At 58.3% G+C, this 25,844-nt stretch carries 23 protein-coding genes; 7 read left to right on the forward strand and 16 right to left on the reverse strand.

Translation table 11 applies throughout. From position 1 onward, the window contains the following. Positions 1 to 151: 151 nt before the first annotated feature. From AB1L30_RS13380 to AB1L30_RS13400, 5 genes are all read right to left on the reverse strand, one after another. The gene (locus AB1L30_RS13380) at positions 152 to 760 is read right to left on the reverse strand and encodes a glycine zipper domain-containing protein (RefSeq protein ID WP_367013921.1); all 609 of its coding nucleotides are present in this window, start codon (positions 758 to 760) and stop codon (positions 152 to 154) included. Between the two features lie 171 nt (positions 761 to 931). Continuing rightward, positions 932 to 2,149, reverse strand: a complete 1,218-nt coding sequence (locus AB1L30_RS13385; protein WP_367013922.1) for a hypothetical protein — start codon at positions 2,147 to 2,149, stop codon at positions 932 to 934. Positions 2,150 to 2,304: 155 nt separating this feature from the next. Then, positions 2,305 to 5,511, reverse strand: a complete 3,207-nt coding sequence (locus tag AB1L30_RS13390) for an error-prone DNA polymerase (RefSeq protein WP_367013923.1) — start codon at positions 5,509 to 5,511, stop codon at positions 2,305 to 2,307. A gap of 111 nt (positions 5,512 to 5,622) precedes the next feature. Then, positions 5,623 to 7,203, reverse strand: a complete 1,581-nt coding sequence (locus tag AB1L30_RS13395; protein WP_367013924.1) for a DNA polymerase Y family protein — start codon at positions 7,201 to 7,203, stop codon at positions 5,623 to 5,625. Then, positions 7,136 to 7,879, reverse strand: coding sequence for a hypothetical protein (locus AB1L30_RS13400; RefSeq protein ID WP_367013925.1), 744 nt, complete (start codon positions 7,877 to 7,879; stop codon positions 7,136 to 7,138). The genes AB1L30_RS13395 and AB1L30_RS13400 overlap by 68 nt, the downstream gene beginning before the upstream one ends. Before the next feature lie 236 nt (positions 7,880 to 8,115). Between AB1L30_RS13400 and AB1L30_RS13405 the strand changes: the two genes are divergently transcribed. After that, a complete protein-coding gene (locus AB1L30_RS13405) occupies positions 8,116 to 10,011 on the forward strand; it encodes an SHD1 domain-containing protein (protein ID WP_367013926.1) in 1,896 nt (631 codons plus the stop codon). A 12-nt stretch (positions 10,012 to 10,023) separates the two neighbouring features. Here the strand turns inward: AB1L30_RS13405 and AB1L30_RS13410 are convergent, their stop codons facing one another. From AB1L30_RS13410 to AB1L30_RS13425, 4 genes are all read right to left on the reverse strand, one after another. Beyond that, positions 10,024 to 10,341 (reverse strand): Rieske 2Fe-2S domain-containing protein, encoded by a 318-nt coding sequence (locus AB1L30_RS13410; protein ID WP_367013927.1) that lies wholly within the window; start codon positions 10,339 to 10,341, stop codon positions 10,024 to 10,026. Between the two features lie 23 nt (positions 10,342 to 10,364). Further along, positions 10,365 to 11,252, reverse strand: a complete 888-nt coding sequence (locus AB1L30_RS13415; protein ID WP_367013928.1) for an alpha/beta hydrolase — start codon at positions 11,250 to 11,252, stop codon at positions 10,365 to 10,367. A 97-nt stretch (positions 11,253 to 11,349) separates the two neighbouring features. Further along, entirely contained in the window at positions 11,350 to 11,871 is a 522-nt protein-coding gene (locus AB1L30_RS13420) for an N-acetyltransferase family protein (protein WP_367013929.1), read from the reverse strand. Positions 11,872 to 11,910: 39 nt separating this feature from the next. Continuing rightward, positions 11,911 to 12,606: an alpha/beta fold hydrolase gene (locus tag AB1L30_RS13425; RefSeq protein ID WP_367013930.1), complete on the reverse strand. Its 696-nt coding sequence runs from the start codon at positions 12,604 to 12,606 to the stop codon at positions 11,911 to 11,913. Positions 12,607 to 12,934: 328 nt separating this feature from the next. Between AB1L30_RS13425 and AB1L30_RS13430 the strand changes: the two genes are divergently transcribed. Beyond that, the gene (locus tag AB1L30_RS13430; protein ID WP_367013931.1) at positions 12,935 to 13,954 is read left to right on the forward strand and encodes a hypothetical protein; all 1,020 of its coding nucleotides are present in this window, start codon (positions 12,935 to 12,937) and stop codon (positions 13,952 to 13,954) included. Here the strand turns inward: AB1L30_RS13430 and AB1L30_RS13435 are convergent. Further along, positions 13,951 to 14,802 (reverse strand): GNAT family N-acetyltransferase, encoded by an 852-nt coding sequence (locus AB1L30_RS13435; protein WP_367013932.1) that lies wholly within the window; start codon positions 14,800 to 14,802, stop codon positions 13,951 to 13,953. The genes AB1L30_RS13430 and AB1L30_RS13435 overlap by 4 nt on opposite strands. 154 nt (positions 14,803 to 14,956) lie before the next feature. On the opposite strand from AB1L30_RS13435, the gene AB1L30_RS13440 reads away from it, so the two are divergent. Further along, on the forward strand, positions 14,957 to 16,066 hold the full coding sequence (locus AB1L30_RS13440) for an SGNH/GDSL hydrolase family protein (protein ID WP_367013933.1): 1,110 nt from the start codon (positions 14,957 to 14,959) through the stop codon (positions 16,064 to 16,066). A 12-nt stretch (positions 16,067 to 16,078) separates the two neighbouring features. Here AB1L30_RS13440 and AB1L30_RS13445 read toward each other — a convergent pair whose 3' ends face one another. Next, positions 16,079 to 16,936 carry an arylamine N-acetyltransferase gene (locus AB1L30_RS13445; RefSeq protein ID WP_367013934.1) on the reverse strand — a complete coding sequence of 286 codons (858 nt, stop codon included), beginning with the start codon at positions 16,934 to 16,936 and terminating at the stop codon, positions 16,079 to 16,081. A 396-nt stretch (positions 16,937 to 17,332) separates the two neighbouring features. Here AB1L30_RS13445 and AB1L30_RS13450 point away from each other — a divergent pair, with 396 nt between their 5' ends. Together AB1L30_RS13450 and AB1L30_RS13455 are read left to right on the forward strand one after the other, a co-directional pair. Beyond that, the gene (locus tag AB1L30_RS13450; protein ID WP_367013935.1) at positions 17,333 to 18,322 is read left to right on the forward strand and encodes a DUF1559 domain-containing protein; all 990 of its coding nucleotides are present in this window, start codon (positions 17,333 to 17,335) and stop codon (positions 18,320 to 18,322) included. 18 nt (positions 18,323 to 18,340) lie between these two features. Next, positions 18,341 to 18,754 carry a carboxypeptidase-like regulatory domain-containing protein gene (locus AB1L30_RS13455; RefSeq protein WP_367013936.1) on the forward strand — a complete coding sequence of 138 codons (414 nt, stop codon included), beginning with the start codon at positions 18,341 to 18,343 and terminating at the stop codon, positions 18,752 to 18,754. A gap of 303 nt (positions 18,755 to 19,057) precedes the next feature. Here AB1L30_RS13455 and AB1L30_RS13460 read toward each other — a convergent pair whose 3' ends face one another. Further along, positions 19,058 to 19,447: a hypothetical protein gene (locus tag AB1L30_RS13460; protein WP_367013937.1), complete on the reverse strand. Its 390-nt coding sequence runs from the start codon at positions 19,445 to 19,447 to the stop codon at positions 19,058 to 19,060. 136 nt (positions 19,448 to 19,583) lie between these two features. Next, complete coding sequence (locus AB1L30_RS13465; protein WP_367013938.1) at positions 19,584 to 20,549, reverse strand: DUF1559 domain-containing protein; 966 nt, start codon at positions 20,547 to 20,549, stop codon at positions 19,584 to 19,586. Positions 20,550 to 20,929: 380 nt separating this feature from the next. Between AB1L30_RS13465 and AB1L30_RS13470 the strand changes: the two genes are divergently transcribed. Next, entirely contained in the window at positions 20,930 to 21,859 is a 930-nt protein-coding gene (locus AB1L30_RS13470) for an AraC family transcriptional regulator (RefSeq protein WP_367013939.1), read from the forward strand. On the opposite strand, the gene AB1L30_RS13475 is transcribed toward AB1L30_RS13470, so the two are convergent. Next, positions 21,856 to 23,142: a hypothetical protein gene (locus tag AB1L30_RS13475; protein WP_367013940.1), complete on the reverse strand. Its 1,287-nt coding sequence runs from the start codon at positions 23,140 to 23,142 to the stop codon at positions 21,856 to 21,858. The genes AB1L30_RS13470 and AB1L30_RS13475 overlap by 4 nt on opposite strands. 184 nt (positions 23,143 to 23,326) lie before the next feature. Here AB1L30_RS13475 and AB1L30_RS13480 point away from each other — a divergent pair, with 184 nt between their 5' ends. Then, positions 23,327 to 23,791 carry an Rrf2 family transcriptional regulator gene (locus AB1L30_RS13480; protein WP_367013941.1) on the forward strand — a complete coding sequence of 155 codons (465 nt, stop codon included), beginning with the start codon at positions 23,327 to 23,329 and terminating at the stop codon, positions 23,789 to 23,791. Here AB1L30_RS13480 and AB1L30_RS13485 read toward each other — a convergent pair. Together AB1L30_RS13485 and AB1L30_RS13490 are read right to left on the reverse strand one after the other, a co-directional pair. Continuing rightward, on the reverse strand, positions 23,788 to 25,089 hold the full coding sequence (locus AB1L30_RS13485; protein ID WP_367013943.1) for a tetratricopeptide repeat protein: 1,302 nt from the start codon (positions 25,087 to 25,089) through the stop codon (positions 23,788 to 23,790). The genes AB1L30_RS13480 and AB1L30_RS13485 overlap by 4 nt on opposite strands. A gap of 72 nt (positions 25,090 to 25,161) precedes the next feature. Then, positions 25,162 to 25,737, reverse strand: a complete 576-nt coding sequence (locus AB1L30_RS13490) for a DNA-3-methyladenine glycosylase I (RefSeq protein WP_367013944.1) — start codon at positions 25,735 to 25,737, stop codon at positions 25,162 to 25,164. Positions 25,738 to 25,844: the final 107 nt, after the last annotated feature.

Here is a 25,844-nt window from a genome sequence, read left to right on the forward strand (position 1 = left end):
CTGATCTTGCCGTTTCAGTATAGCGATTGCATCCGTTAAGAAACCGTCAGCCAAGCGAACTTTTCCTATTCATCACGAACCCATCGCGCATGAAAAAGGGAAAGCGATGACGCTTTCCCTTGGTTTCGTATGCTGGCTTACATTCCTGGGCTTAGTGTCCGAATTGAACATCCCAGTGGACGCCAGGACGCGGACGACAGTGGCGGTAGTGGTGATGGTGCCAGTCTGGGCCCCAATACGGACCATAGTGATGTTCTTCAACGATCACTGTTCGTGGTGCAGGAGCAGTGACCACTTCGACCGGTGGATTTTGCATGGTGCTGATCACCACGTCGCTAACACCGTTGTTCTTCAGGAAGATCAAGTCGCCAGCGGAAGGAATCTGAGCCATACCATGCCGCCGAATGTGCGTCGTGATCACCTGGTCGCTGAGACCAGCTTTGCTCATCGCAATGACGTCGTCGTAGGTTGTTTGTCCTTCGAGCGTCCGTCCCAATCGCTGCTGGAACAACGCCTGGTTACGTGCTTCGACTTCGTCCATGTGGGCACCGACGGCTGAACCAGCTGTGGCTCCGACCAAGCCACCAATAATCGCACCCCCAGCCGTATGACCCGAAGCACTACCGATGGCGGCACCTGCCAGCGCACCGGTACCGGCACCAACCAGCCCGAGCTGATCTTGATGATACGGCGAGCGGCATCCAAGCGAGCATGCCGAGACGATGGTGACAACCAGAATGAATGGCGCAACTTGGCGCATGAGTTCCTCCTTGAACGACATCGTGCTTCCTTAAGTATCGTCCAGGTTGCCCGCGCGGCGCTACTCAAAAAACACGTCGCGGAATCATGCCAATTTCGGCCATATCCGTCAATGCAGATTGCCAGCACGCTAGCAAGCCCGGTGATTCGTGGCACCACGGCAACGCTAGCACTACTTCATGGGAGGGATTTGCTCACGCTTCTTCTCCCACTTTTCGAACGCTGCGGCCCGTTGCTCCTCGGTCGAGAACCCGATCGAGCGAATGTTGTAGAGATAGTTCGGATCGGTGGTGATGCGGGGGAAACCGAAGTCTTTCGGATCTTCGCCAGCCAGGTGCAGCACGGCCACCAAAGCGACATCTTTCAGCAGCGTGGTGAATTGATCGCCTTGGACCGATGGCAACGTCACCTTGGTGTCGTCTTGCAGGTACTTGTCCAGAAAGTCGATGTCTTCTCGGTCGCCCAGTTTGGCAATCGCCAGCATCGAGTACATCATCTGCTGCGTCACGTTTACCGAGCTGAACTGGCCGAAGCTATTTGGGCTGGCACGTTTGGTCAGCAGTTCTCGCGCCAGCAATCGACCGCTCTTGATGCCTTCCCGCAGACAGGTCGTCAGTACGATATACTGCATCTCTTCCGTGAAACGAGTCTCTTTCATGTTCTCTAGCAGCCACGAGTCGAAAACGCTCATCAGCGGAGCACTTCGCTCTGGGTCTTGCAGACTGGCCGTGATTTGCGGCGCTGCCAGCAGGAACTGAATTTGGGTCATCGAAGGGAGCGAGATCCGAATGTCGGTATACGACGTCGCATGCAACATCGCCGCGGCACTGCCTTCGGTGATTTGCACCTGACCGGGACCATACAATTCTTCCCGCAGCTTGTTGGCTCGCTGAAAGACCATGTAGTCGATCGTCTGGGGACGTGTTTCGATCGCCACCAGCAAGTCCCATTGGCTCTCGAGCATGCTGACGTACAGCTTGCGTGTTTCGGTCGTGTCGCCGTGTCGCTCTTGGAAACGCTTCCATCCCGGCAAGTCGACGCCGGGCTGCTTGGCGATGAAGTCCTGGAAACTTTTCCGGCGGAACTGATCGGAAAGGATCTCGTACAGCGTGTTGGCTCGCAGACGGATTTCAGGGTCAGGCGAGGTCCGGGCCTCTTGCAGCAGCGGCAGGATCTCGCGGCCGCGCTGCATGATCTCGGTTTCGGCCTGCTCGCGAAGCAGAAATTCGTCCGCGCCGAGCTTCTCGATCAACTGCTCGGAAGTCAGCTTCGGCGGAGTTGGGCCAGAAGCTTCGGGCGGTTCGGCTGCGGAAACCATCCCAGAGCCCAGGATGGCGATTCCCCAAACGAGGCTGAGCGAAGCGAATGGCAGCGTCGATTTCCCAGGCAAATCACGGCTCCTGGCGGGCGGGACGAAAGGATTGCTAGCTAAAAACGGACTTTCTATTGTAGTGGTCGAAAGGCCGATGCGTCTACGAATAGTTTTATCCGGCCATTTTCGCAAGGAGGTACCCTTCGCTTTGACCGTTACGATTGTTCCGACTTCTACCGAAAATCCCTTGAACGGTGATGCAAATTCCCCATCGTCGTGGCTAAATCTTCCAGCCGCCGAACCACGACGTGGATCACTTTGTTGACCCGTTCGAGCTTTCCCTGGGCGATGAATGACGTCGCATGTCGGGCCACCTGATCGAACCGTTGCCAGATATGAGTATGAACGACGAGGTTCGCCGTACCGGTTTCGTCTTCGATGGTGACGAAGGTAATTCCCTTGGCGGTGCTGGGACGTTGCCGGATCAGAATCAGCCCGGCGACCTTCACCAGCTTGTCGTGCGGATGGGTCGCCAGTTGCTCCGATCGCAGCACGCCGAGCTGATCCAACCGCTCGCGATAGAACGAAATCGGATGCTGCCGCAAGGTAAGCCCGGTCGAAAGATAGTCGGCATATACTTCCTCGCGATCGGACAAGCTGGGCAGTGACGAGGCCTCTTCGCGCTCGCCCCAACCCAATCCCAGCAGCGGTTTCTGCGTGGTATCTTGCGGCGCGTCGAGGGCATCCCACAACGCCTTTCGTCGATCGAGTCGCATCGAGCCAAACGCATCGGCCCGCGCGAGTGCTTCGATCGCGCCTCGATCGATTCCGGTCCGCAGCGAGACATCTTCAATTGAACGATAGGGGGAAGATCGCTGGGCCAACACTTGCCGGGCGGCCAGCTCTTTCAGTCCCCGAACCATGCGCAGTCCCAGCCGCAATGCCAACGAGAACTTCCCAGCGGCTTCGGCCGGAACACGTTCGAGCGTGCAGTCCCAGTTACTGAGATTCACATCGACCGGGCGGACCTCGACGCCATGATCGCGGGCATCGCGAATCAACTGGGCCGGAGCATAGAACCCCATCGGCTGACTGTTGATCAACGCGGCGGTGAAGATGGCATGGTGATAACATTTCAGCCAAGCCGAGACATACACCAGGTTGGCGAAGCTGGCGGCATGCGACTCAGGAAAGCCATACTCGCCGAACCCCCGTATCTGGTTGAACAGTCGTTCGGCGAACTCGGCGCTGTGGCCATTCTCGCGCATGCCGACCATCAGCTTACGACGGAACGTATCGATAATGCCCGGGCGACGCCAGCCTCCCATCGCCCGCCGCAACTGATCGGCTTCCCCCGGAGTGAACCCTGCCGCGGCGACCGCCAACTGCATCGCTTGTTCTTGAAACAACGGCACGCCCAAGGTCCGTTCTAAAACGCTTCGCAGTTGTGGCGTGGGGCAAGTATCGGCGAGTTCCTGTTCGAGCTGGTCGCGATCCATATCGCGACGTCGCAGGTAAGGATGCACCATGTCCCCTTGGATCGGCCCGGGCCGAACGATTGCGACTTCAATCACCAGATCGTAAAAGCAGTTGGGACGTAGTCGCGGCAACATGCTCATCTGAGCCCGGCTTTCAATCTGAAAGACCCCCATCGTGTCGGCGTCGGAGATCATCTGATAGACCACCGGGTCGTTCGCTTCGCGAAAATCGGTCAGCTTCTTTTGTTCGCCATACTGCTCGTTCAAAAAGGTGAAGGCCCGGCGAATCGCGGTCAGCATTCCCAGCGACAAACAATCGACCTTCAAGATCCCCAACTCGTCGAGATCGTCTTTGTCCCACTGAATCACCGTGCGGTCGGTCATCGCGCCGTTTTCAATCGGGACCAGTTCGCACAATGCTCCTTGGGTGATGACCAGCCCGCCGACATGCTGCGACAGATGGCGAGGGAAGCCGATCAGGTCGCGGACCAGCAGCAGCAGTTGCCGCCCCAGCCGCGACTTGGGATCGATGCCGACCTGCTCGAACCGCAGCGAAAGCAATTCTTCATCGAGCCGGTGATCGATGTTCTTGGCCAGCGTGTCGATCCGATCGAGCGATAACCCGAGCGCCTTGCCGACATCACGAACCGCCGAACGGGGACGATAGGTCACCACCACCGCCGTCATGCCGGCGCGTTCTCGGCCATACTTTTCGTAGACGTACTGAATGACCTCTTCGCGACGTTCGTGCTCGAAGTCGACGTCGATATCAGGGGCTTCGTTCCGTTCGCGACTGATGAATCGCTCGAACAGCAATTGCGTCGACAAAGGATCGACCGCGGTCACGCCGAGGCAAAAACAAACCGCCGAGTTCGCCGCCGAGCCGCGGCCTTGATACAAAATGCCCCGGGTCCGCGCGAATCGCACGAGGTCGTACACCGTTAGAAAGAAGGCTTCGTAATGCAGCGATTCAATCAGGTCGAGTTCGTGCTTCAAGGCATCGCAGATCTTCTGCGGAACCTGCTGTCCGTAATGATGCCGTGCCCCCTCCCACGCCAGGCGGCGCAAGTACTGCACCGGCGTTTCTCCCTGGGGAGCAAGCTCGCGCGGGTACTCGTATCGCAGTTCGTCGAGCGAAAACTGGCACTGGTCGGCCACCCACATTGTCCGGCGGATTGCTTCGGGAACCATCGCGAACAAGCTTTGCACTTCTTCCAGCGGCCGCAGGTGACGCTGGGCGTTGGGTAGCAGCTCGTCTTCCAGTTGGGCAACGGTTGCTCCGACGCGGGTCGCCGTCAACACATGCTGAAGGACCATCCGATCGGGGACGTGATACAGCACGTTACCAGAAGCAACCAGCGGAATCTGTGCCTTGCGCGAGAGCTCTTGCAGTTGCGTCAGGCGCTGTTGGTCGTCTGTTCCCAGATAGAGTTCGGCCAGCAGGCTGCAACGTTCGCCGAACATCTCGGAGAAGGGGGCCAGATCGCGGGCCGCGCAAAGATTCCCTTGCCAGTCTGGCACCACCAAGGCCAGCAAACCATGATGATGTTCAGCCAGATCGGCCAGGCTCAAACGGCATTCCCCCTTGGGTGCCTGACGACGGCCGAGCGTGATCAAGCGTGCCAGCCGACCATAGGCGGCGCGATCGGTTGCCAGCAGAACGACCGTCGGAGCATCTTCCAAAGTGACCTCAGCCCCGACCAGCAGCTTGATGCCGGCCAGCTTGGCGGCAGCATGGGCTCGGACCACGCCGGCCAGCGTGTTGCGGTCGGCGACGGCAATCGCTCGATAGCCAAGACTGGCGGCCTGATTGACCAGTTCGTCGGCGTGCGAGGCCCCTTCCAGAAACGAGAAGTTCGTTTTGCAGCGGACCTCGGCGTAGGGAAAGATAGACGCCGCCCAGGCATCGCTGGCGAGGGCTTGTTCTGGCTCACGTTTATCGTAAACAGGCGTGTCAGGCATCGCGTTTCTTCCTGAAACTGATGGTGGTGGTCGATACTCAAAGATGTCAATCTCGGGCAGCCCAACTCACGACCCTCCCGGTCTGATGCGAGGCTTGGGTTGCCGGCGGAATTAGTCGAAGCTGCCGTGCAGGTACCAGTCTTGCCGGGTAAGCTCGCGGAAGATCCAGAAGCGATGCCCAGTGGTTGTTTCCACGCGATAATAATCGCGCCGAACGGCTCGGCGACGCCACCAACCGGTCTCGATCCGTTCCGGTCCCCAATGACGTTCGACCTGGTGATGTTCTCCCTGCCAGCGAAACTGAATCGGAGGTCCATCCGGCATGACCGCCGTCACGTCGATCGGCGTCGGACTGCTTTGCAGTTGCCAGGGACGTTCCAGCGGACCGAACTCACTGCGGCGCGTGGTGCGGCGCGGTGGTTGTCCTACTAAAGGTGTGTGACTGAAGGCTAACTCTGGCTGGGCATCGGCGACCAGTCGCGGCCGTACCACGGCATCGCGTCCCAAGCGACTCGCCAGCCGATCGACCAGGCCTGATATCTCTTGCGAATGATCCGGCGGGGCGCTCGAGTCTTTCCACGACATCTCTTGAAACAAAGACTGCTGACGCTTCTCGAGCCGGGCGAACTGCACCACCTGCATCGTGACCTCTTGAATCGGTCCCGGAATGCGGATGCGTTCGAATTGGGTGTCGACCAGGCCACGCAGATGCTTGTTGCAAGAAGATGGACGAAACAAACCAACTTCAAACGAGGTCTCGCGACGGTTGGCCGTTTGCAAGACGCACGTCAGTTTCAACGCGCCCAGATCGTGAGCCGCCAGTTGCTGCAGCAGTTGCGACAGCAGCCGCATCACCATCGTGTGAATGCTTTCGGGATGATCGGTCGGGTGCTCTAGTATCCACTGGGCGGCGAATTGCTGCGGTAAACGAGCGGCCTGCATCACCTCGGTTTTGTGTCCGAGTACCTGGTCGAGTCGTACTAGCGGTTCCATCCCCAAACGGGCTTTCAGTTCGCCGCGTGGGACCTGCATCAGTTGGCCGACGTGATAAAGCCCCAGCAAGTGCAACGTTTCGACCAGCGTCGCCGGAATACGTAACGCTTCGATCGGCAGCTGCCGAACCAGGCTCTCTTGCTCGGTATCCGAGGAAACGAGCGTTCGTCCGGTTCCGTCGCGCTGGGCAAGTTCTGCTGGTGGATGATGTGCCAGCCCCCACGCCGTGCCGATGTTGCCTGCCAGGGCGAGCGAACTTTTCAAACCGATCCGGGCAAAGCCTTGCTGAACCTGGCACAGAAAGGAGTCTTCTCCACCGAATAAAGGAGCCAACCCACTGGCATCCAGCAGCAAGGTATCGGCGGGCTCGCGCTGTTCGACATCGACACAGGGACTGAATCGACAAGCCCAGCGCGCTAGTTTCTCTAACGCTTCTCGATCGGCGGCGGGGTCGTAAGGACGATGCGTCATCGCCTCGGTCGCCGATAAGCCGCGGGCTTGTAGCAACGTGTTGACCTCGGCCACCGGCATACCGGGACGAATGCCCATCTGATAGCCCCGATCGCAGCACGCCACCACGCATTGTCCGCGACGCTCGACCTGGGAAAGGACCTGAACGCGATCGCGCTGCTCAGGCTCGCTGGCTTGCCAGCGTTGGATGGGCCAATTGGGAAGCCAGACTGCCAGAATACGCTTCATGAATCTCGCCCGTTTGCTCGTCGATTGTCAGATCTACCTTGCCATCTCCCAGATAGCCACGACACCGCAGCAGTTCCACATGCAGCCCCCAACCACAAGCGGTCGGGCGAGGGGACACCTGCCAGCGAAGCTCAGCCCAGGAAGGAGATCCTCGAACTTCCGACGGACGCACCAGCAGCCCCAGGCCATCGCTTTGCTCGGCCGCGAGTTGCAAGCGGCGATAAGCGTAGCTATCCATCTGGCGCGGAAAGCCAAGCACCGCACCTACTGCCGGGCAACGCAAAGCTTGTTCTAAAGACCACAACGCCTGTTTCTCGTCGGTGGGGCGAACCAGCACGATACGATTCAGGTCGAGCCCCATGCCGGAAAGAGCAGGGGAGTACAGCGTGCTGCCTCGGCGGGCTGATGAATCGACGATCACCAGCGTCTGCCCCGCGCGGCAAGCTTGCCGGGCCGCGGTCAGCGCCAGGTATTGGGCCCCGCTGCCAGCTCCCTCCGCCAACCATTCGATCAGGCTCCCTCGCAGTAAGCCTTCGCGTGGCAGCATTCGGTCCAAAGCCCGGCATCCGCAAGAGACCGTTTCTCGGCTGGCCGGCCGAGATCGCTCCATCTCACGCAGCTGGGCGTTCAACTGATCGATCTTGACCCGATCGGGGATCGTGGGGGTCGACAACATGGCATGTACTCTCCTGCGAGACCAGAAACGAATTTCCCTTCGCTGGCACATGTATACATGCGTACACCAATCCTTGTCAATCATTCACTCGGGGCTTTTCCCTGGAAAATCCCGAGTTGGCATGATTCCCAACTTTTCCATTTTTTTATCTGGCAGCGACTGGTATCATTCGGCCATATCTTCACCCCCCCACTTCAAATAGCCCCCATCCCCCTATGAGAACAAATCAATCAACCGTGCCTTATTGGGTGTTCGCCTTCCTGATTCTGCTGCCTGTCAGCCTTCATGCCGAAGAAGAACTTCGCACGTGGACCGATCAAACCGGCAAGTTTCAAATCGAAGCGCGGCTGCACGAGGTGAAGGGAAACCAGGTCACCCTGCACACCAAAGATGGTCGCGAGATCGCCGTTGCGATTGATGTCCTGAGCGAGAAAGATCAGGCATTATTGAAGAAGCAGCCTGCCGCGAATCCGTTTGGCGGCGGGACTATGCTCTCTAACAAGCCAGAAACAAAGCCAACCCCGACCGGGCCACCGCAAGAGCTGCTAACCAAAGAAGCCATGCCGACTGAACTTCCGGTCGGAGGTCAGCCAATCGGCTTATCGATCAACAGCGAGCCAACGGCAATCGCGGCTGACCCAGGCCCGGCCGCGGCCACCTTCCATCCATTCTCGACCGAGCTTGAGAAGGTCGACGCCTATGCCAAGCTATCGCGACCAGTCCTGGTCGAACCGGAGCAAGCGTTGTACGCCATCTCGGTACATCGCGTGGGGAATTCGGTTTCTCCCGATCACTTCGGAAGGCTGTACCTCGCTTCCCCTCAGCACCCTGAAGGTCAGGTCGTGCTCGATCTGCCCGAAACGCTGGTCCTGCTCGATCACTATCCGGCAACCGATCGCACGCTGATCGTTGTGGGTGTCGACAGCCCCAGCCAACGTGGTGGCGACCTGGTGCTGCTGGAAGGTCTTGCCGCTGGAATGCCAACCGCTCTGGCACGATGGCATTTGCCCGAATGGCAGAAGCCAGGCTTCAAGCCGAAAGTGGAATATGCCCGGCTACTCGACAGCGAGAAGGCTGTCGTTCAGGTCAACAGTTCGATCTATGTCTGGGACCTGCAAGCCGGCAAATCGATCTTCACCATGAAAGATGCTCGCCCCGGCAAGCTGCAACTCAGTGGAGGTCAGCGTTACCTGGCCATTCCCAACCGAGGCGCCGTTTGCGTGGTCGACTTGAAAGAAGGGAAGCAACTTTGTGCGTTGCCATTTTCAACACCGACCACGCCAGAAGTAGCGTTCTCGCCCGATGGCACTAAGTTAGCCATGATTGCCGGAAATCAGTATCAGACCTGGAACTTGCCCGAGGCTTCCGTCCAGCATGAAGGAACCATCGCGCAGACGATGGGCGTCTTCTTCGGTTGGCTTGACGACGAACTGCTGCTGACCCAAATGGGAGGCGTGATCGACCCGGCACTCGGCGCATCCCTCTGGCGTTATACGCTTCCCCCGGGGAACGAGACCCCAACCACACAGCCAGGCGGAGTGGTGATGCTCAACGGATCGTCGACAACGCCGAAATCGATGTTGGCAGTCGAGGTACCGCATGCCCCCGTTAAAGCAGTCCGTCAGAAACTGGCCGACGGAGGAGACGATATCTTCCTGACACGATCAGGGACAGAAGTCGCGTTGAAGGTCGAATCGCTGCCTGACGTCGACGAAAAGATCATCCTCGACGGGTTGAAAACGGCTGTCGAACGTGCCGGCTGGGTGGTAAATCCGGACGCCTCGATCGTTCTCGTTGCGAAGATCGACCGTGCCGACGAAATCAACTTGAACTTCCGCTTTATCGGCGGCGCACCGGCCGGAGCTCAGCAAACGGCTCGCCTGAAGCCTTACACCAACAGTCTCGAGATCCGTCATGGGGACGACATTCTGTGGAAGCGTCACCGCGAGAACATGGTGCCACGTCTCCTGCGGATTGAAGATGGCGAGACCGTGCAACAGGCCGTCACCCGTTACGAACGCGCCGACCCTGAGTACTTCTCGCGACTGCAGATCCCGCCCCGTATCTTGAAACCTGAAGTTTCACAAAGCATCGGACGCAGCACAATCCAAGACCAGAAATGGCGAGACTAACCGCCGACGCGACTATGCCGAGTCGGCTTCCATGTTGACCAAGATGCGGCCCGCTTCGACCTTCACCTCGAAACAATCGAGGTGAATCGAGCTGAGCTGATGCTTGCCGCTGGTAACGTCGTATTGCCAGCCATGCCAAGGACACGTCACGATGTTGCCACACAACTCGCCTTGTCCGACCGGGCCACCTTGATGCGCGCACATGCCATCGGTGGCGAAGAATCCATCTTCGGTATGATAGATGGCCACCATCTGTTTGGCGGCCACCACTTCCATTGCCTGGCCGACCGGACAGTCGGCTTCCGCGGCAACATCAACCCAGTTGGGCATTCGCAAATCCTTTCGTGGCAAGTCTAGTTGTTGGCGTCTTCGGGCTTCAAATGCTTGTCGAAGAAGTTCCGCGTTTCGAGCAGCATCTTGCGGAACGTTGGTCCGCTGAAGCCGTGCCCTTCGTTCTCGTACATCACCAGCTTCGAGTCGCGTCCTGCCTTTCGCAGAGCCGCGTCAAACTCGACCGACTGCTGGTAAGAGACCAGGGCGTCTTTGTCTCCCTGAAATGTCAGGATCGGCACGGTCTTATCGTCGATATGCAGCAGCGGCGAGGCATCGATCTTCGCTTGCGTCGGGCCTTCACCTACGAACTCGTCAACCATTTGCTTCACGGCTGGATTGCCGCTGATCGCATCGGCGGTCGCTTTATCGCGAAGATCGGCCGGGCCATAAATATTGACGACCGCTTGCACGCGCGTCGACGTTTCACCCGAAGCCGCCACGTCGGTTGTTCCCAGCAGCGAAACCAGGTGCCCACCCGCCGAATCGCCAGCGGCCCCGATGCGGGAAGGATCGATGTTCAGCTTCTCGGCGTTCTCGCGAATCCAGCGGACTGCCTGGCGACAATCGTCGATCGCGGCCGGCCATTGATTGACGAGCTTCCCCTCGGCATCGCGACCAACCAAACGGTACGAGATGCTAACCGCGACGTAGCCATGCGGTACCAGGTGATGGGCCAGGGCGACTTCGGCTCCGGCCTGGCGATTTCCGCCCCGCCAACCACCACCATGCACCAGCAGCACAACGGGAAGTGGTTCGGCCGATGCTTCCGCCGGTGAGTAGATATCGGCCATCAGCTCGACATCGCCCGCTTTGCCGTAAACAACATCACGTTCGACGTTCACGTCGGCGGCAAACGTGACCGAGCAGCCGATCAGAATCAACAGCAGGGCAGTGAAGGGACGGATCATGAGTTGGGTTCCGGGACGAGAGATGGAGGAACGATAGGTCGAGGGGTGAGCTCTATTCTCGCCCAACGCGCGGCGCCACTCAACTCCCTGGGGCTGACTAACCGTCAACCGGATTCTCAGGCGTTTCCAGCGTTAGTTGAAAGAAGCCCAGGTCGAGCCAGCGACCAAACTTGAACGCCGCTTGCGGGATCGTTCCCGAATGCTGAAAGCCAAGCTTCTGGTGCAGGCGAATGCTTCCAGTGTTGCTCATATCGATTCCGCCCACCAGCACATGCTTGCCTTGCTTCTTTGCGGCCGCGATGACCTGCTCGAGCAGCGCTTGCCCAAGCCCTTTGCCGCGATGATCTTTGTGGACGTAGATCGAATGTTCAACCGTGTATTTGTAAGCGGGAAAAGGACGAAAGGTTCCGTACGAAGCGAACCCCATCAGTTGGCCTGCGTCGTCGATCGCTCCGATCACGGGGAAGTCGCCCAGACGTTTGTTTTCAAACCAGGTCACCATGCTTTCCGCTGGCCGCGGATGATAGTCATAAAGCGCCGTGGAATGGACGATCGCGTCGTTCAAGATATCCAGGATCGCCGCGGCATGTTCCTGGTAGGTGCAAGTGACAAACGTCATACAAGGTGGTCTTTGAAGCGGTGAAACGTTTTCAGGCCATCATAGCACAGGGCAGTCGTCCGCGCTGAGGCGGTCGGCCGAATCGCTGAACCTGCCGAACTGCAAAAAATGAACCACTTCGGCCTGGACCTCCCGTTTCACCAACACCCAGTTGTGACCACACCCCACCGTGATGTGATCGCGCTGATTCGCGACGAAGGTACTGGCCATCGCCACCAAGGCATCTTGCCGGCAACCAATCACGCCGATGTCCATCGATGGAAACGGAGGCAGATGATGGACCAGACTTTCGGGGGCGGCCGAGATCTCATTCAGGGCAGGGCAGATGCCACGCAGTCCCATCCCAAACCAGCCAGCGACGAGCGAGCCATGGTTGGGTGGCGCCAGCAGCACCGCGCGGCCAGGTCGGCTCCAGTTCATCTCGGCGAGGGTTGCTCGCAAGATGATGCCACCCATGCTGTGCGTGACGAAGTGGACGGGCTGGTCATCGTCGGCAAACGTCTCGAGGAACAGCCGCAACCTTCGAGCGTGATCGCGGAGCCCGTTGAAGGTGCTCCAGTAACCCCAACGCGTCGCCGTGAATTCGTGCCGGGTCAGATACCGCGCCAAGGGCCCCATCACGATTGTGTTCGCGCCGATCCCATGGATCACAACCACCCGGCCCGACCGATAAACCGGGTCGGCGGTCGTCTGTTGTGCAAATGGCTCGGTTGCTGAGGTAACAGGATCGGTCATTGCAGAGGAAGTGGTATCGTCGATCAGCCAGTAAGTCAGGTGCTTTCCTATTGTAGGCTCCCGTGACGAGTGGCAATGGTTAACTCGGGTTGTGCCAACACCTTGAAGAACTCCCCGTGCAGGCGGGCGGAAGCTGCCATCAAAAGTGTAGCTTCGAGCGAACTTTTCCTGACTGCGGCCAACACGAAGTCAAAATGCTCAACTGAAGCCAATTTCCCGCGACAGTTGCCGAGAAATCGAAGTTTGCCGTCGCAAACATCCCTACCGATGGGTTATTATGGGAATCGATCGCCGTTGGATCGAAGACACTCACTTTAAGGAGTTTCGGATGCCCCGTTTTGCGTTCGCCCTGGTTTTGACTTGCTCGCTGTTGATCGCCGGGAATGGTGACCTATATGCCCAGACGACTAGCAACACTTCGGGCTCGTCCATCTCGCTTGGCCAGGCACTGGCCGGGGTGCGTTGGCAAGGCCGGATGCCATCGGAAGCGGTCATTGGCGACAAGACGCCGATCGTGATGGTCTACGCCTCATGGTGTCCCAAGTGCAACGTCTGGTCGCCGGACGCCTTCAATCAGATTCGCGAATCGATCAAAGACAAGCCGATCGTTTTATTCGCGATCAACGCTGACGAAACGACCCGCGGCGTGAACTACGCCTTAGAGCGCAATCTGGTCGGCCCCAACATCTTTCATGGCGACGATCCTTCGATCGTCAAACGGATGGGCCTCGACTCCGAGTTGTTCAAGTATTCCGTCTTCCAGGATGGCATGCAGTCTGACAGCGGTTCGGTCGGATCGTACTTCCCCGGTCCCAACGACTCCAAAGACTTCGCCATCGTGCGAAAGCTGAAGACCGGCATGAACGGCGAGTTCTCGGTACTCAGCCCCGACATGTCGGAAGGTTTGAAGCAACTGCTCTGGCCGGCCGAAGTTGGCAGCAAGCTCGACGAGCGTTCGCTACTGTCGATGCGGAAGAACATGGACGACGACCTCATCTCTGAGTTTAACTCGGCAGTCAGCGGCTTTCTCAATCGCCAGGTCGAAAAGATCAAGGCTTCCCGCGAAGGCTCGATGCCGGAACGCCTGGCCGGGTACGAACTGGCCGAACAAGTGGCCACCGACTTCAAGTCGACGCCCCAAGGACGTGCCTGTCGCGAATTGGTCGATCAGCTGAAGGAAGACGAAACCTTTCAGGACGAGTTGACCGCTAAGAAGCTGTACGAGCAAGGCATGCAGAAAGCGAACTCCGCCGTGACGCTTCGCCGCGCGATGGGTCGCGTGATTAGCCGTTATCCGGAAACGCACTTCGGCAAAGAAGCCCAGAAAGCGGTCGACTCGGCGAGCTAACCAGCTTCCAAGCTGGTGACGCCATAGATCCACCCATGATCTAGCGCCGGCACCGGCCCCAGGTACATGCGCGTGCACTCGAAGACTTGCTGCATGCCAAACTCTTGGCACATCGCCCACGCGTCCGGATTGTTCTCCGGCGCGTCGAGGAAAACCGGCCCGGTCTTTGCGCGGGCCAACGACGCGTGCATCAATTGCCGCGCGACATTGCCATCGGCAGCGAACAATGGCCCAATCTTCCAACCGCTGCGGCATGCTCTTAAAACGCAGTAACCTTTCAGCTCTCCTTGCTGATGAACGCCCAGCCAATGGACGCCTGGCTGCGAGGTCCACGCCTTCAAGTAAGCATCGCGCGGTCCCGGAAAGCCATACTGGTCAAGCTTCGCCACGGCATCCCAATCGGCGGCGGAAAGCTCGACGACATCGGGCGTTTCGCCAGCCGAGATACTCTCGGCATCGACGCTGAAGCGACAATGCCGCGTGAAGATCTCGAAGCCACCTTTGTGATAGAACGGAATCATGCTGGTGACCGCGTCCATCCCGATCGTTCCGCCTGATTCCAGCCGCGACTGCAGTCGATCGCGTCGGGCATACCAAAGCTGCCGCCCCAGACCTTGGCCACGAAATTCAGGCTTCATGATGAACAAGCCCATGAAGCCATAGCTCGGCCCATGATAGAACGCGCCACCAGCCCCCGCCATCTGACCGTCGACTTCGATCGCCATGAAACCTTCAGGATCGGTTCGCCAAAAGCTTTCCGCGTCGTGCAGGCCAGGATTCCAGCCTTCGCCAGCGGCCCATTCCACTAGTTCAAACGCTTCGGCCTGGGTGGTGTTGCGGATGGTCATGATCGGGTTCCTTGAGGGTGACTCATCATCGATTGCGGTCATTCTAGCCAGAAGCTTCACCGTATGGGGAATGGAGGTACCTACTTGCCTCGCGCCGCGGCACGAAGTAGGGTCGAGGGAAACCATTCCCCATCCCGCCACAGGAAAACCTACCATGCGATTGTCGCTGACTCTCTTCTTTTTGCTTGCTTTGCTGCTGCCACTTGCAGCCTCGCCGGTCTCAGCTCAGGAAAAAGACGCCGACAAAACCACGTGGCACGATATTACAACGTGGGGTGTCGAAGGACGCATTCTGCCCGATCAGGAACGTGCCCGCTGGTTCGACCGCTTGCCAGCTTCGGCGGAAGGCAAAGTCACCGACGCCGTGTGGAACCTCAGCCGTGACAGCGCCGGCATGATGGTCCGTTTTGAAACCGACGCCACCGATCTGCAGATTCACTACAAGCTGAAGGACGCGGGCCTCGCGATGCCACACATGCCGGCAACCGGCGTCAGCGGCGTCGACTTGTATGCCCGCGACAGCGACGGCAAATGGAAGTGGGTCGCCGTGACCAAGCCTTCCAGCCAAGAGATGAACACGACCTGGATTAATGGTCTGGCTCCAGGCTATCGAGAGTACGCCGCCTATTTGCCGCTGTACAACGGTATCGAGTTTCTGAAGATCGGTGTGCCTGCCGACGCTAAGTTCAAGGGCTTGGCCCCACGCGACAATCCGATCGTCTTCTACGGCACGAGCATCACGCACGGTGCATGTGCCAGCCGTCCTGGCATGGTGCATACCGCGATTCTCGGTCGCTGGTTCGATCGTCCTGTCGCCAACCTGGGCTTCTCGGGCAACGGCAAGATGCATGAAGAAGTTGCCGACTATCTGGTGCAGGTCGACGCGGCTGTTTACGTGATCGACTGCCTGCCAAACATGAACGCTGAGATGGTCGAAAATCGAACCGTGCCGCTCGTGAAGCAGTTGCGAGCCGCCAAGCCAGAGACGCCGATCGTGCTGGTCGAAGATCGTCGCAACACGAACGATTGGATCTTGCCTGGTCGCAGCAAGCATCACACCGCCAACCATGCGGCGTTGAAGGCTGCCTACAAGCAGTTGACCGATGCCGGCGTGAAGAACCTCTATTACATCGAAGGGGACACGCTTTACGGTGACGACACCGAAGGGGCCACCGACGCCTCGCATGCCAGCGATCTGGGCTTCATGCGTCAGGCCGAAGCGTTCCGCCCGGTTCTGGAAGAAGCCCTCGGTTCGTCGAAGTAGGCACGTTCCGCCTTACTCTGCCAGCCAAGGCACCGCCGGGCAAACGATAGGATCGTCCGGCGAAAGATTCACACCGAAATGCTCGGCCAACAGGTCGAGCATTTCCTGTTTCGAACCGATCGGATGCTTCTTCGCCACGCCATTGGCATCGCGTATCGAGAACTCGTCGTTCAGCATCGTTAATCGCACGCCATTGGGAGCGGCCCGGGAAACCATCAACAGGTTCCGGAAGCGCGAGCCAGGATGCGTCGAGGTGAACCAGTTGGCCACTTCGCGATCGATCAGCGGCATCTCTTCCAGGCTCATCTCGTACAAGTCTTGCCATTCGCCTTGAAGCAGCGCCTGGTGGTAATAGAGCGAGCCCGACTTCACGATGCGTCGCCTTTCGTGCGGGGTCGACTGCGGTTCGTCCGTCAGCAACCGCAAGGCGGCGGTCGGGCTAAGACCACCGACCCCCACGTCGGCCAGCCACGACATGCCCTCCAGTTCAATCCGCACAATCAAGTGGGTCCGCGGCGTGACTTGCTCGCGCGGGTAGCCAATCTTGACCCGAGCACTCAGCGGCCGGACCTCGAATCCGAGTGTTTCCAAAGCGAGTAGCAGCAGACCGTTTTGCTCGAAACAGTAGCCACCCCGACGATCGTGGATCAGTTTCTGCTGGATCGAAGCCGAATCGAGCCGGACTGGTCGCTGCATCAGGGGATCGAGATTCTCAAACGGAATGGTCAGAACATGCCGCTCGACAATGCCATGCAACGTCTCGACACTGACCTCGCGTGATCCGGTGTAAGCGATCCGAGAAAAGTACGCGTCGAGGTCCAATGGAGCTTGCGGAAGATCGGAAACAGGGGCTGAGATATTCAATGACACGACGGGAGGACTTTCTAACGAACTAGAAACCTGACTTAAGCAATGGGGCGACTTCGTTATACGACGACTTGTCATTCTTCTGACAGCCCCATCCCAATACCATGCGACACTCATCTCTTCTGAGCATTGTTTCGCAATCAGGTTCGCTGCCCCCCTGGTTGGCGCCAACGAATCAGATATTTTTACAATGCCACAAAGCTTTTTTTCGTTGAACGTTTCTTCAGGTCACCTTAAACTGATATGAGCACTGCCCATTTAGGGGCCATTTTCCCCTATTTGTGACTGCTTTAGGCTCAAGATTCTTTTCGCATGCCTTATCTCTGCCCATTCGGCGCAGTTCATTTATTCTCCATATTCCCCATAGTACCGCTATGGGACTCGCTAAAGGGTAACCCTATGAGTCATCGCTGTGATTGGTTGCGTTCCGGCCGCAAAACGGCTGGGTTCACGCTGGTCGAGTTGTTGGTGGTGATCGCGATCATCGGCGTCTTGATTGCGCTTCTGCTGCCGGCCGTTCAACAGGCCCGCGAAGCGGCGCGCCGAATGCAGTGCACCAACCATCTGAAGCAGTTTGGTTTGGCGCTCCATAACTATCACGATGTCCATCTGGCCTTCCCGCCGGCCGTGATCAACCCGGGTTGTCTCGGTGGTGGTTCGTCGCCGTTTCCAACGAACATGAAAGACAACGTTCGCGACATCACCGGCCATCTGCTGATCTTGCCATTCCTGGAACAGGGCAACCTCCACGATCGCCTTGACTTCCGTAAGCCAATGGGCCTGGCCGCGCATGGCGACACAACGACCCCCACCGCGGCTGATGCCGCTGCCAATATGGCCGTTCTGCAGGGAACTCGAATCGATATGTTCGCGTGTCCTTCCGATCCGTTCGATCGCCCTGGCACCAGCACTGATTCCAACTATTACTACAGTCAGAACTATTACCGTACCAGTTACAGCTTTATGAACAGCGACTGGTCGGATCATGGCGACAACGCTCGTCTGCTGTGGAATGCCCCGAACAATACTGCGGAACGCCGACCTGTCTTCGGGATCAACTCTTCCGGCAAGTTTCGCGATGTCACCGACGGGCTGAGCAACTCGGTCATCGTCGGCGAATCACGGATGGAAAAGTACGATCACGACTGGGGCCCGTTCTGGGGAACGTGGACCAACACCTTCTGGCTGCGAATGTCGGAAGGGATCAACAAGCCTTATACGCCTCCAGATCCGCGTCCGTATGCACGTGCTCCGGGTAGCCACCATCCTGGCGGCTGCAACGCTTTGTTCGGGGATGGCTCGATCCACTTCCTGTCGGAAACCACCGACCAGAACACGTTGCTTTACCTCGCACGCATTGCCGACGGCAAAGTGATCAGCGACTACTAAATCTCTCCGAGGCGGAATATGACGACCATTGAAGCAACGAAAAAACTGGCCCAGGCCTGGCCGCTCGTCATCGCACTGGCGGCCATCGTCGGGTGCTCGTCTGGCTATTCCAGTGGCGAGAAGCTGGCCCCGGTTACCGGAACCGTCACGGTCAACGGCAAACCGATGGCTGGCATCAACGTGATGTTCGAGCCGGTCGAATCAGGCGGTGCCTCGCGCGGCACAACCGACGATGAAGGCAAGTTCGAGGTCTATTTCACCTTGAACGAAAAGGGGGCGATCCCTGGCAAGCACCACGTTCAGTTCGAGCTAAAAGGGGAGGGAGTCGACCCGAACCTGATCCCCAAGAAGTACGCCTTCGGTTCCCCAGGAATCGATGCCGAAGTCAAGCCAGAAGGACCGAATGATTTTAACTTCGACCTGACCAAATAATCCGACAACCGCTCGAGACGCCCCAACGGAGTTTTGCTGGGCAGCAGGCTCTGGTGGCCATCAATGCGACGCCGCAGGACTTGCTTCTGCGGCGTTTTTTTTATGGGCTTGAAGATCGCGTGGCGGAAAGAGCGTGCCTACGCAGTTGCCCCAAACGTGGCCGGTATTGTCGGGGCAGTGACTCGCAGTGAGCAGACGATCATCATGCAATCGCTTCTCACATTTGTCTTGGCGATACTGGTCGTTATCGCCGCAACGCACGTCGGTCGAGTCACGGCCCCGACTTAGGCCGGGGGAGAAGGGTTACCGCTTCGAGAGCTCGATGGGGATATTGTTTTCTGTCGCTTCGACCGTTACCGGCTCGCGCGGGGCCTGGAAGGCTCGCCACTTGATCGGTGGGCCGATGGCGCGACCCGATTCATCTTCTTTCTGATCCGGGGGCATGTAGATCACCTGGTAGTTGCCCGGGGCGACACCATCGCCACCCGCCACTTGCAGCATGTACGAGCCATCGGCACCGATCTTGCCGAGCGCGGGTTTGATGCCTGCCTCGATTGGCTTAAAGACGATGCTGCCTCCATCGACCGTTTCGCCATTCGCGGTGACGATCCCGGTAACGCTCGCGCTGCTCCCGCAACCAACAAGCGTTACGAGGGCGATTACACTTGCCAATCCTAAAAGTTTTTGTCGCATTGTTCGTTTATCCATGGGAAACACGAAAGGCCTGCCATGCAGGGCGAAACCGTTTCGTGGGGAAGTTTCAGGTTCAATCGAAGCCCCTCGCAGAGCGACCTGACTGCTAGCCACTCTGCCGAAGTTTACGGGGCGATTAGAACTCGCCAATCACGTTACCGTCGTTGATCTGACCGAGGTGATCGTACGCGTCCAGGTTGATCGTTTCGGCCAGGAAGTGAACCGAGCCATCGCCGAACAGGAACTGCGCTCCGCCTGGGTGCAGACTGCCGAAACCCTTATCCCAAGCATCCGGATCTCCGGCTGGGCCACCACCGTTAGACAGATTAATCGGCACACCATGCCAGGCTTCTCGCAGTGGTCCCCAGTGAGTCAGTGCCGAACCCGAAGCTCCCTTCGGACTGCCAGCCCAAACTGGGTAGGTTGGGTTTTCGCCACCAGGAGCGGACGAAATACGGCCGCCACCCACTTCGCCCAAGGCGATGCTGTTCGACAAACCGTCGGTGATGTCCGAGAACTTATTGATCGAGGTGATGAAGCGATTGAACATGCCGTTGCCATACGCATGTCCCCAGCCGAGGCTGCCGGCGTAGTTCGACTTGCCACACTGCAGACCAATGTCAGTCGAGTTGCGAACTTCGGCCAGGGTGTCGGAGGGGCACATGAAGATGTCGATCGTGTTGGCTTCCGGACCGGGAGTCGTCCAGACACCGTACTTGCTGCAACCGCAATAAATCGAACCTGTCCGGCCGGTCGGGTCAGGCGGATAGTTGCCCGCTTCCTGCAGGATGGCATCCCACATCGGAGCCTGTTCGACGAACGGCAAAATAAACGTGCCCCACGTGTAACCGCCATGCCCCGTTCGGCTACCGCCCGGTGGCAAATGATTGAAGGTGTCGTGGAAGTTGTGTAAGCCGAGCCCCATCTGCTTCATATTGTTCGCACATTGCATCCGCCGAGCTGCCTCGCGGGCTTGCTGAACTGCCGGCAGCAGCAGTGCGATCAAGACACCTATGATGGCAATCACCACCAGCAATTCTACGAGAGTGAAACCGCGTCGAAGGGAAGATTGTCGTCGACAGGGCAGGGCGACGTAATTCATTGCGAGCTCCGAAGAGTATGAGAAAAGATGGGATGGGCCAAAACGTAATCATTGGACTTCGTCCACCAATTATAACGAATTGCACTCTTTTCACTTGAACATTTGATCCTCGGTTTGCGACAATGTCGCTCGTGGACTGCTTGCGGAAACCCGTGCTCATTCCATAATTTCTCCCTTAGATTGGTCTATAATTGACCATTATCTCCCCATGCAACGCTCTTGCGGAATGCGGAACGTCCATCGATGTCGCAGCGATACACCTTATTTTGCGACAACGACGCTCGGAGGTTTTTTACAACCGTTTTAATTTCGATTTCATTTGATATCTCATGGATACCGCAGAAAGTTTTTTCCATTACCTGCCCATCTCGGATCGTGATATGAAGCTTGGCTTCTATGTCACCGGCGGTGGGTGGGGAACGGTTCGTCCGAACTCGAACTATCCGCCAGACCAGCACCCGGGCGTGTACCAATTCTCTTGGGAACGCGGTCGCGAGTTGCCGGAATTTCAGATCCAATACATCAGCCAGGGGCGCGGCGAGTTCGAATCGACGGCGACCGGTCCTATGGGCATCGAGTCCGATACCCTCTTTCTGCTGTTCCCGGGCGTCTGGCATCGCTATCGACCGATTCGCTCGGTCGGCTGGACCGAGCGCTGGATTTCGATCCATGGCGAGTTTCTACATCGGCTCTATGCCAACGGCACGATCTCGCCAGGCAAGGCGTTCACGCGACTTCGCCCCGATCAGGTCGGTCCCTTTCTGACAGCCTTCGATCGGCTGCTGGGAAGAATTCATGCCGACCCGATGGAGCACTCGCCCGCGGTGTGTGCCAATGCGATGGAACTGCTGACGTTGGCCCTGGAACGCCTTCCGTCCGCCGACGATCTGGCTGCCGACTCGAAGGGAAGGACCCACCATGTCGACGACCCGATCGTAAATCGGGCCCTCGACATTATTTGGACACGAAGCGACCGGCCTCTTTCGGTGAATCAACTTGTCGCCGCGCTTCCCACCACGCGGCGAACGCTCGAACGAAAGATCATGGCGGCGCTGGGGCACACAGTGCTCGACGAGATCAACCATTGCCGACTGTTCCGCGCGAAGCGGCTGCTCACCGAGACGAGTTTGTCGGTCAAGTCGGTGGCCTACCTGGCCGGGTTTGGCAGTCAGGAACGGTTCCGGCGACTGATGATCGCCGAAGAAGGTTGCCCGCCAGGAGAATACCGCGCCCGATTCCGCTCGGGCGAAACGAGCGGCAGCGGTGACAAGAAGCGGGGCGAGTCTTCGATCCCAAAAGGACGGGACTAGTCGCCCAGCTTCCAGAATTCCGGCTTCGTCTCATTCACGATCTCGGCGATTGCCGCGCGATCGGTCTGGCTGAGGTGGGCGAACTCGTCGCTCGTATCGCGTCCCTCCAGCACTTCCCGCAGTCGCCTGGCGATGGCGGTCTGCATGTTCAGCGGCAACTCGTCGAACGTTGTCGAGTAGATCATGTAGCTGCAAGGATACTTGAATAGTCGCGACTTCAGGTCGAGCTCTCGTAGCGATCGCCCCTGACTATCCTTTTCGCCAGCGGCTTGGAACTCGGTGGCGAACTGCGATGTCCCTTGGATGGCATTGGTCAACTTCGCTTCATCGGCAAACAACATGTAGCTGACCACCTTGTTGGCGGCGGTTGCGATGCGGCGCTGCGTTGTTTCGCTCTCGAAGTCAGGCGAGCGTTCTAAGGCTTCGTTCATGACCTGATCGTGATGTGCCGACCGACGTGCCTCGTGGCTGGCCAGCGTCAGCAGGTTTTGCATCTGCAACTGATGTTCGAGCACCATCAAGGCGACGATATCGCTGTGCGGCGTCAGGTATTTGTCGACCTTGAACAGCTCGCTCAGGTCGGTCACGTTCGCGCCTGCTTCGCGATCGATGTTTTCCGGGTCGTGGCGATCACGCGAGATAGCGTTTCCCATGTGCCGCATTTTTCCATGCGTTCCGGTGACATACCATCCGCCCCAGCGTTCCGACATGGGGCTGGTTTGATCGGTGTTGAAGGTCCCGGCACCATAATGCGGCATGCCTCCTGCATTCACGAAGGCGGATCGCACCAGGCCGCCTGGCACGCGCTGCGTTCGCGACGACGCATGACAAACGGTGCACTGTCCTTTGTCACGAACGAACTTGGGGGCCTCGTCGTTCTCTTGGCTCAGCGTATAGAACACTTCGCCCCGGACAGGGTCGGTGGTCATGACTTCGATCACGTCGCCACCTTGCACCCAGCCGATGTAGGAGTGGTCGTTGTAATAGAGTGCCCGCGGTTTACGAGGCGAGATTGCCGAAAGTTGGAAGCTGGTTTTGGAGTAAACCAGGACCTGCGATTCTTCCGAGATCTCAAGCGCCTTGAGCACCGCCTGAAGGAAGCCATGCTCTTCGTCGTATTCGAGCTGAGCGCTGCCGTCGTCCAGCTTCTTTTGCAACTCGGCGATTGGGTTATCGTCCGACGTTTCGCTATAGTTAATCGGAGGTTCGTCGTAGGGATCTTGCGCGAGCAACAACGTGGCCGCCACCAGCAGCAGCGGAATCGATAACCAAGCGTTCTTCATCACGGCACCTCGTCGAACGATCCCACGGCCCAGGAAGGGATTAGCTGGGCGAAACGATTGTTTCCCCTTTTTCGCCAATCGAGCCAGGAAGGGAGTTGATATCTGCATATTAAGGTACACAATTAAACGTGCACGTCAAGGTAAACGTTTTGCCAGCCTCGATACGGATTGCCGAGCCTCAGCCATGATCTCGAAAACTGCCGAATACGCTTTGAGGGCGATCGCCTGCCTCGCCACGCAGCAGTCGCATCTCGCTTCGGCGGATTGCCTGGCAGTGAAGACGAAGGTGCCACGGCGTTATCTGAATCGCGTCCTGCAAGATCTGGCAGGGGCAGGGCTGGTTCGTTCGCGTCCTGGGCCTGGGGGTGGTTATGAACTGCTGGCCTCGACGGCCGAGATCACTATTTTGAAGGTCATCGACGCGGTCTCGCCGCTGGAACGAATCCGTTCGTGCCCGCTTGGTCTCCCTTCGCATCAACAGCTTTGCCCGCTACACGCGGAACTCGATAAAGCATACGCCGCCACGGAAGAGGCATTTCGTGACGTGACGATCGAGCAGCTTTTGAACTCGGCGAACCCGAGCATTCCGCTTTGCGATTTGGGAACCGCCGAAGCGGAAGCCCCAGCCGAAGGTGCTCCGCTCAGCTAATTATTCGGCCAGTCGATCAGTCGCCGCATCGGCATCGACCAGATCGCCATCGCGCCGATCATGTTTTCCAGAATCGCCTCGGCCCAGGTCGCTCGTTCCGGATCGAGATAAAACAGATCGACCGCCAGCAGAATGGCGAGCAGTGTCCCAACACCTGCGTAAAGTGCCATCTTTCGACGGGCATGGCGATACAAGGGCTTCCAAATCTGAACGTACATCACCAGCAGGTAGCCCAGCACCAGCGCCGCGCCGAAGATGACCTCGTCCCAGAGAACCAGCCCCCAGATCCCAACGCCGACGACACCCAGCAGCATCGCCGAGAGGACTCGACTGCCATACCGTTGCCAGCGTCCCATCGCCAGCGAACCGAGGCGATGCCACGAAACCAGCCCATCGAGGAGCGGCAGCAAGAAGGTATCGGTCAGCCCGGCGATCAGCAGCAGTGGCAAGATACTCAGGAGCCAGGCCACCGCCGTCAAGTGCCCCAGCAGTGCCCACACCATGCCATAGGCCACGATACCGTAGATCACGCGCAAGATCGTCTTACGGCTCTTGGTGATTCGTTCCTGCCAGCGCACGTGTCCGACCGCCCAACGTGACAAGGGGGATCGCGCCTTCAGCGTTTCGAGTAAACCATCGCGGGCACGGCGCATTTGCGGACGAAGCCGCAGGGCAGACTCAAAGTGATGTTGGGCTTCGTCCCAGCGGCGTTGATGCAGCCGGCACCAGCCGACCCAGCTATGGACGCGTCCTTCTTCCGGTTCCAGTCGCAGCGCTTCGTCGAGATCGATCGCCGCCTTATCGAACAGCCCCAGATCGAAGTACGATGCCCCGCGCAGAAAGAAGCCTTCATAGTTGTCGGGCTCGATCGCTAACAACTTGTTGGCATGCGCGATCGCACGCTTTTCGCGATTGGTGTAGAAGTCGCACCAGCCTAGCAGTGCCCGGGTTTGGACATCTTGTGGGCGGAAGCGGAGTGCCTCGCGCAGTTCGATTCGCGCTTGGTCGTAATCTTCTGTCCGGTAGTAGACCAGCGCCAGATTGAAGCGATACGGAGCAGACTCTGGCGAAAGCTCGACCGCCTTTCGCGCATGGTACAAGGCGTCGTCATGCTTCTTCAGATTCGAGAAACAAATGCCCAGCCGGCTATGGGGCCAACCACTCTCGGGATCGACCGCCATCCATTGCAGAAACTGCTCGATCGCCGCTTCGTAACGCTTCGCCGTCATCAACATCTCGCCGCGACGACGAAAGTTTTCCCCGGGATCGATAGGTGGGGGACGTTTTTCCACGTTCATTCAGGGCCAGATCGTTTCAAACAAGCAAGGGGGGATCCACCTCAGTTTAAACGGCTTCGCCGCCAGAGGCTATCACTTCGCATCGCAGGTCCTCCGCCGAAAGCAGTGACTGCTGTGATCGTTGACGATGCCGACGGCCTGCATCCAGGCATAAACGATCGTCGGCCCGACGAACTTGAAGCCGCGGCGTTTCATGTCTTGCGAGATCACGGCGGATAGTTCAGTCTGGGCGGGCACCGTCTTACCATCGCCACGTAGCGACTTTCCATCGGTGAACGACCAGCAGTATTGGTCGAACGATTCGCTTCGCTCATGCATCTCGCAGTAGATCTTCGCCCCTTGGATGGTCGCCGCGATCTTGGCCTTCGAGCGGATGATGCCTGGGTTCTCGAGCAGCTTGGTGACCTTGGCTTCGTTGAAGCGAGCGACCTTCTTCGGATCGAAGCCTGAAAACGCTTTGCGGAACGCCTCGCGCTTCTTCAGCACCGTGATCCAGGCAAGGCCTGCCTGAAAGCCTTCCAGCATCAGCATCTCCCACAGCATGCGGGAATCGTGCTGGGGAACGCCCCATTCCTGATCGTGATAGGCCTGCATGTCGGGGTCGTTTCCAGCCCAGGCACATCGTTTCGGCGAACTGGTAGCGGGCATAATGCCTTCTTGAAAGTCGTAAGGGGGGGCGAGCAATCGGGCGGCTTGGTTGCCGCCGGGGTGCCGGATCGGGTAACTTGTTCGACAACAACCATCGATGATACGCG

It is taken from the genome of Bremerella sp. JC817 (assembly GCF_040718835.1).
Taxonomy (GTDB): Bacteria; Planctomycetota; Planctomycetia; order Pirellulales; family Pirellulaceae; genus Bremerella.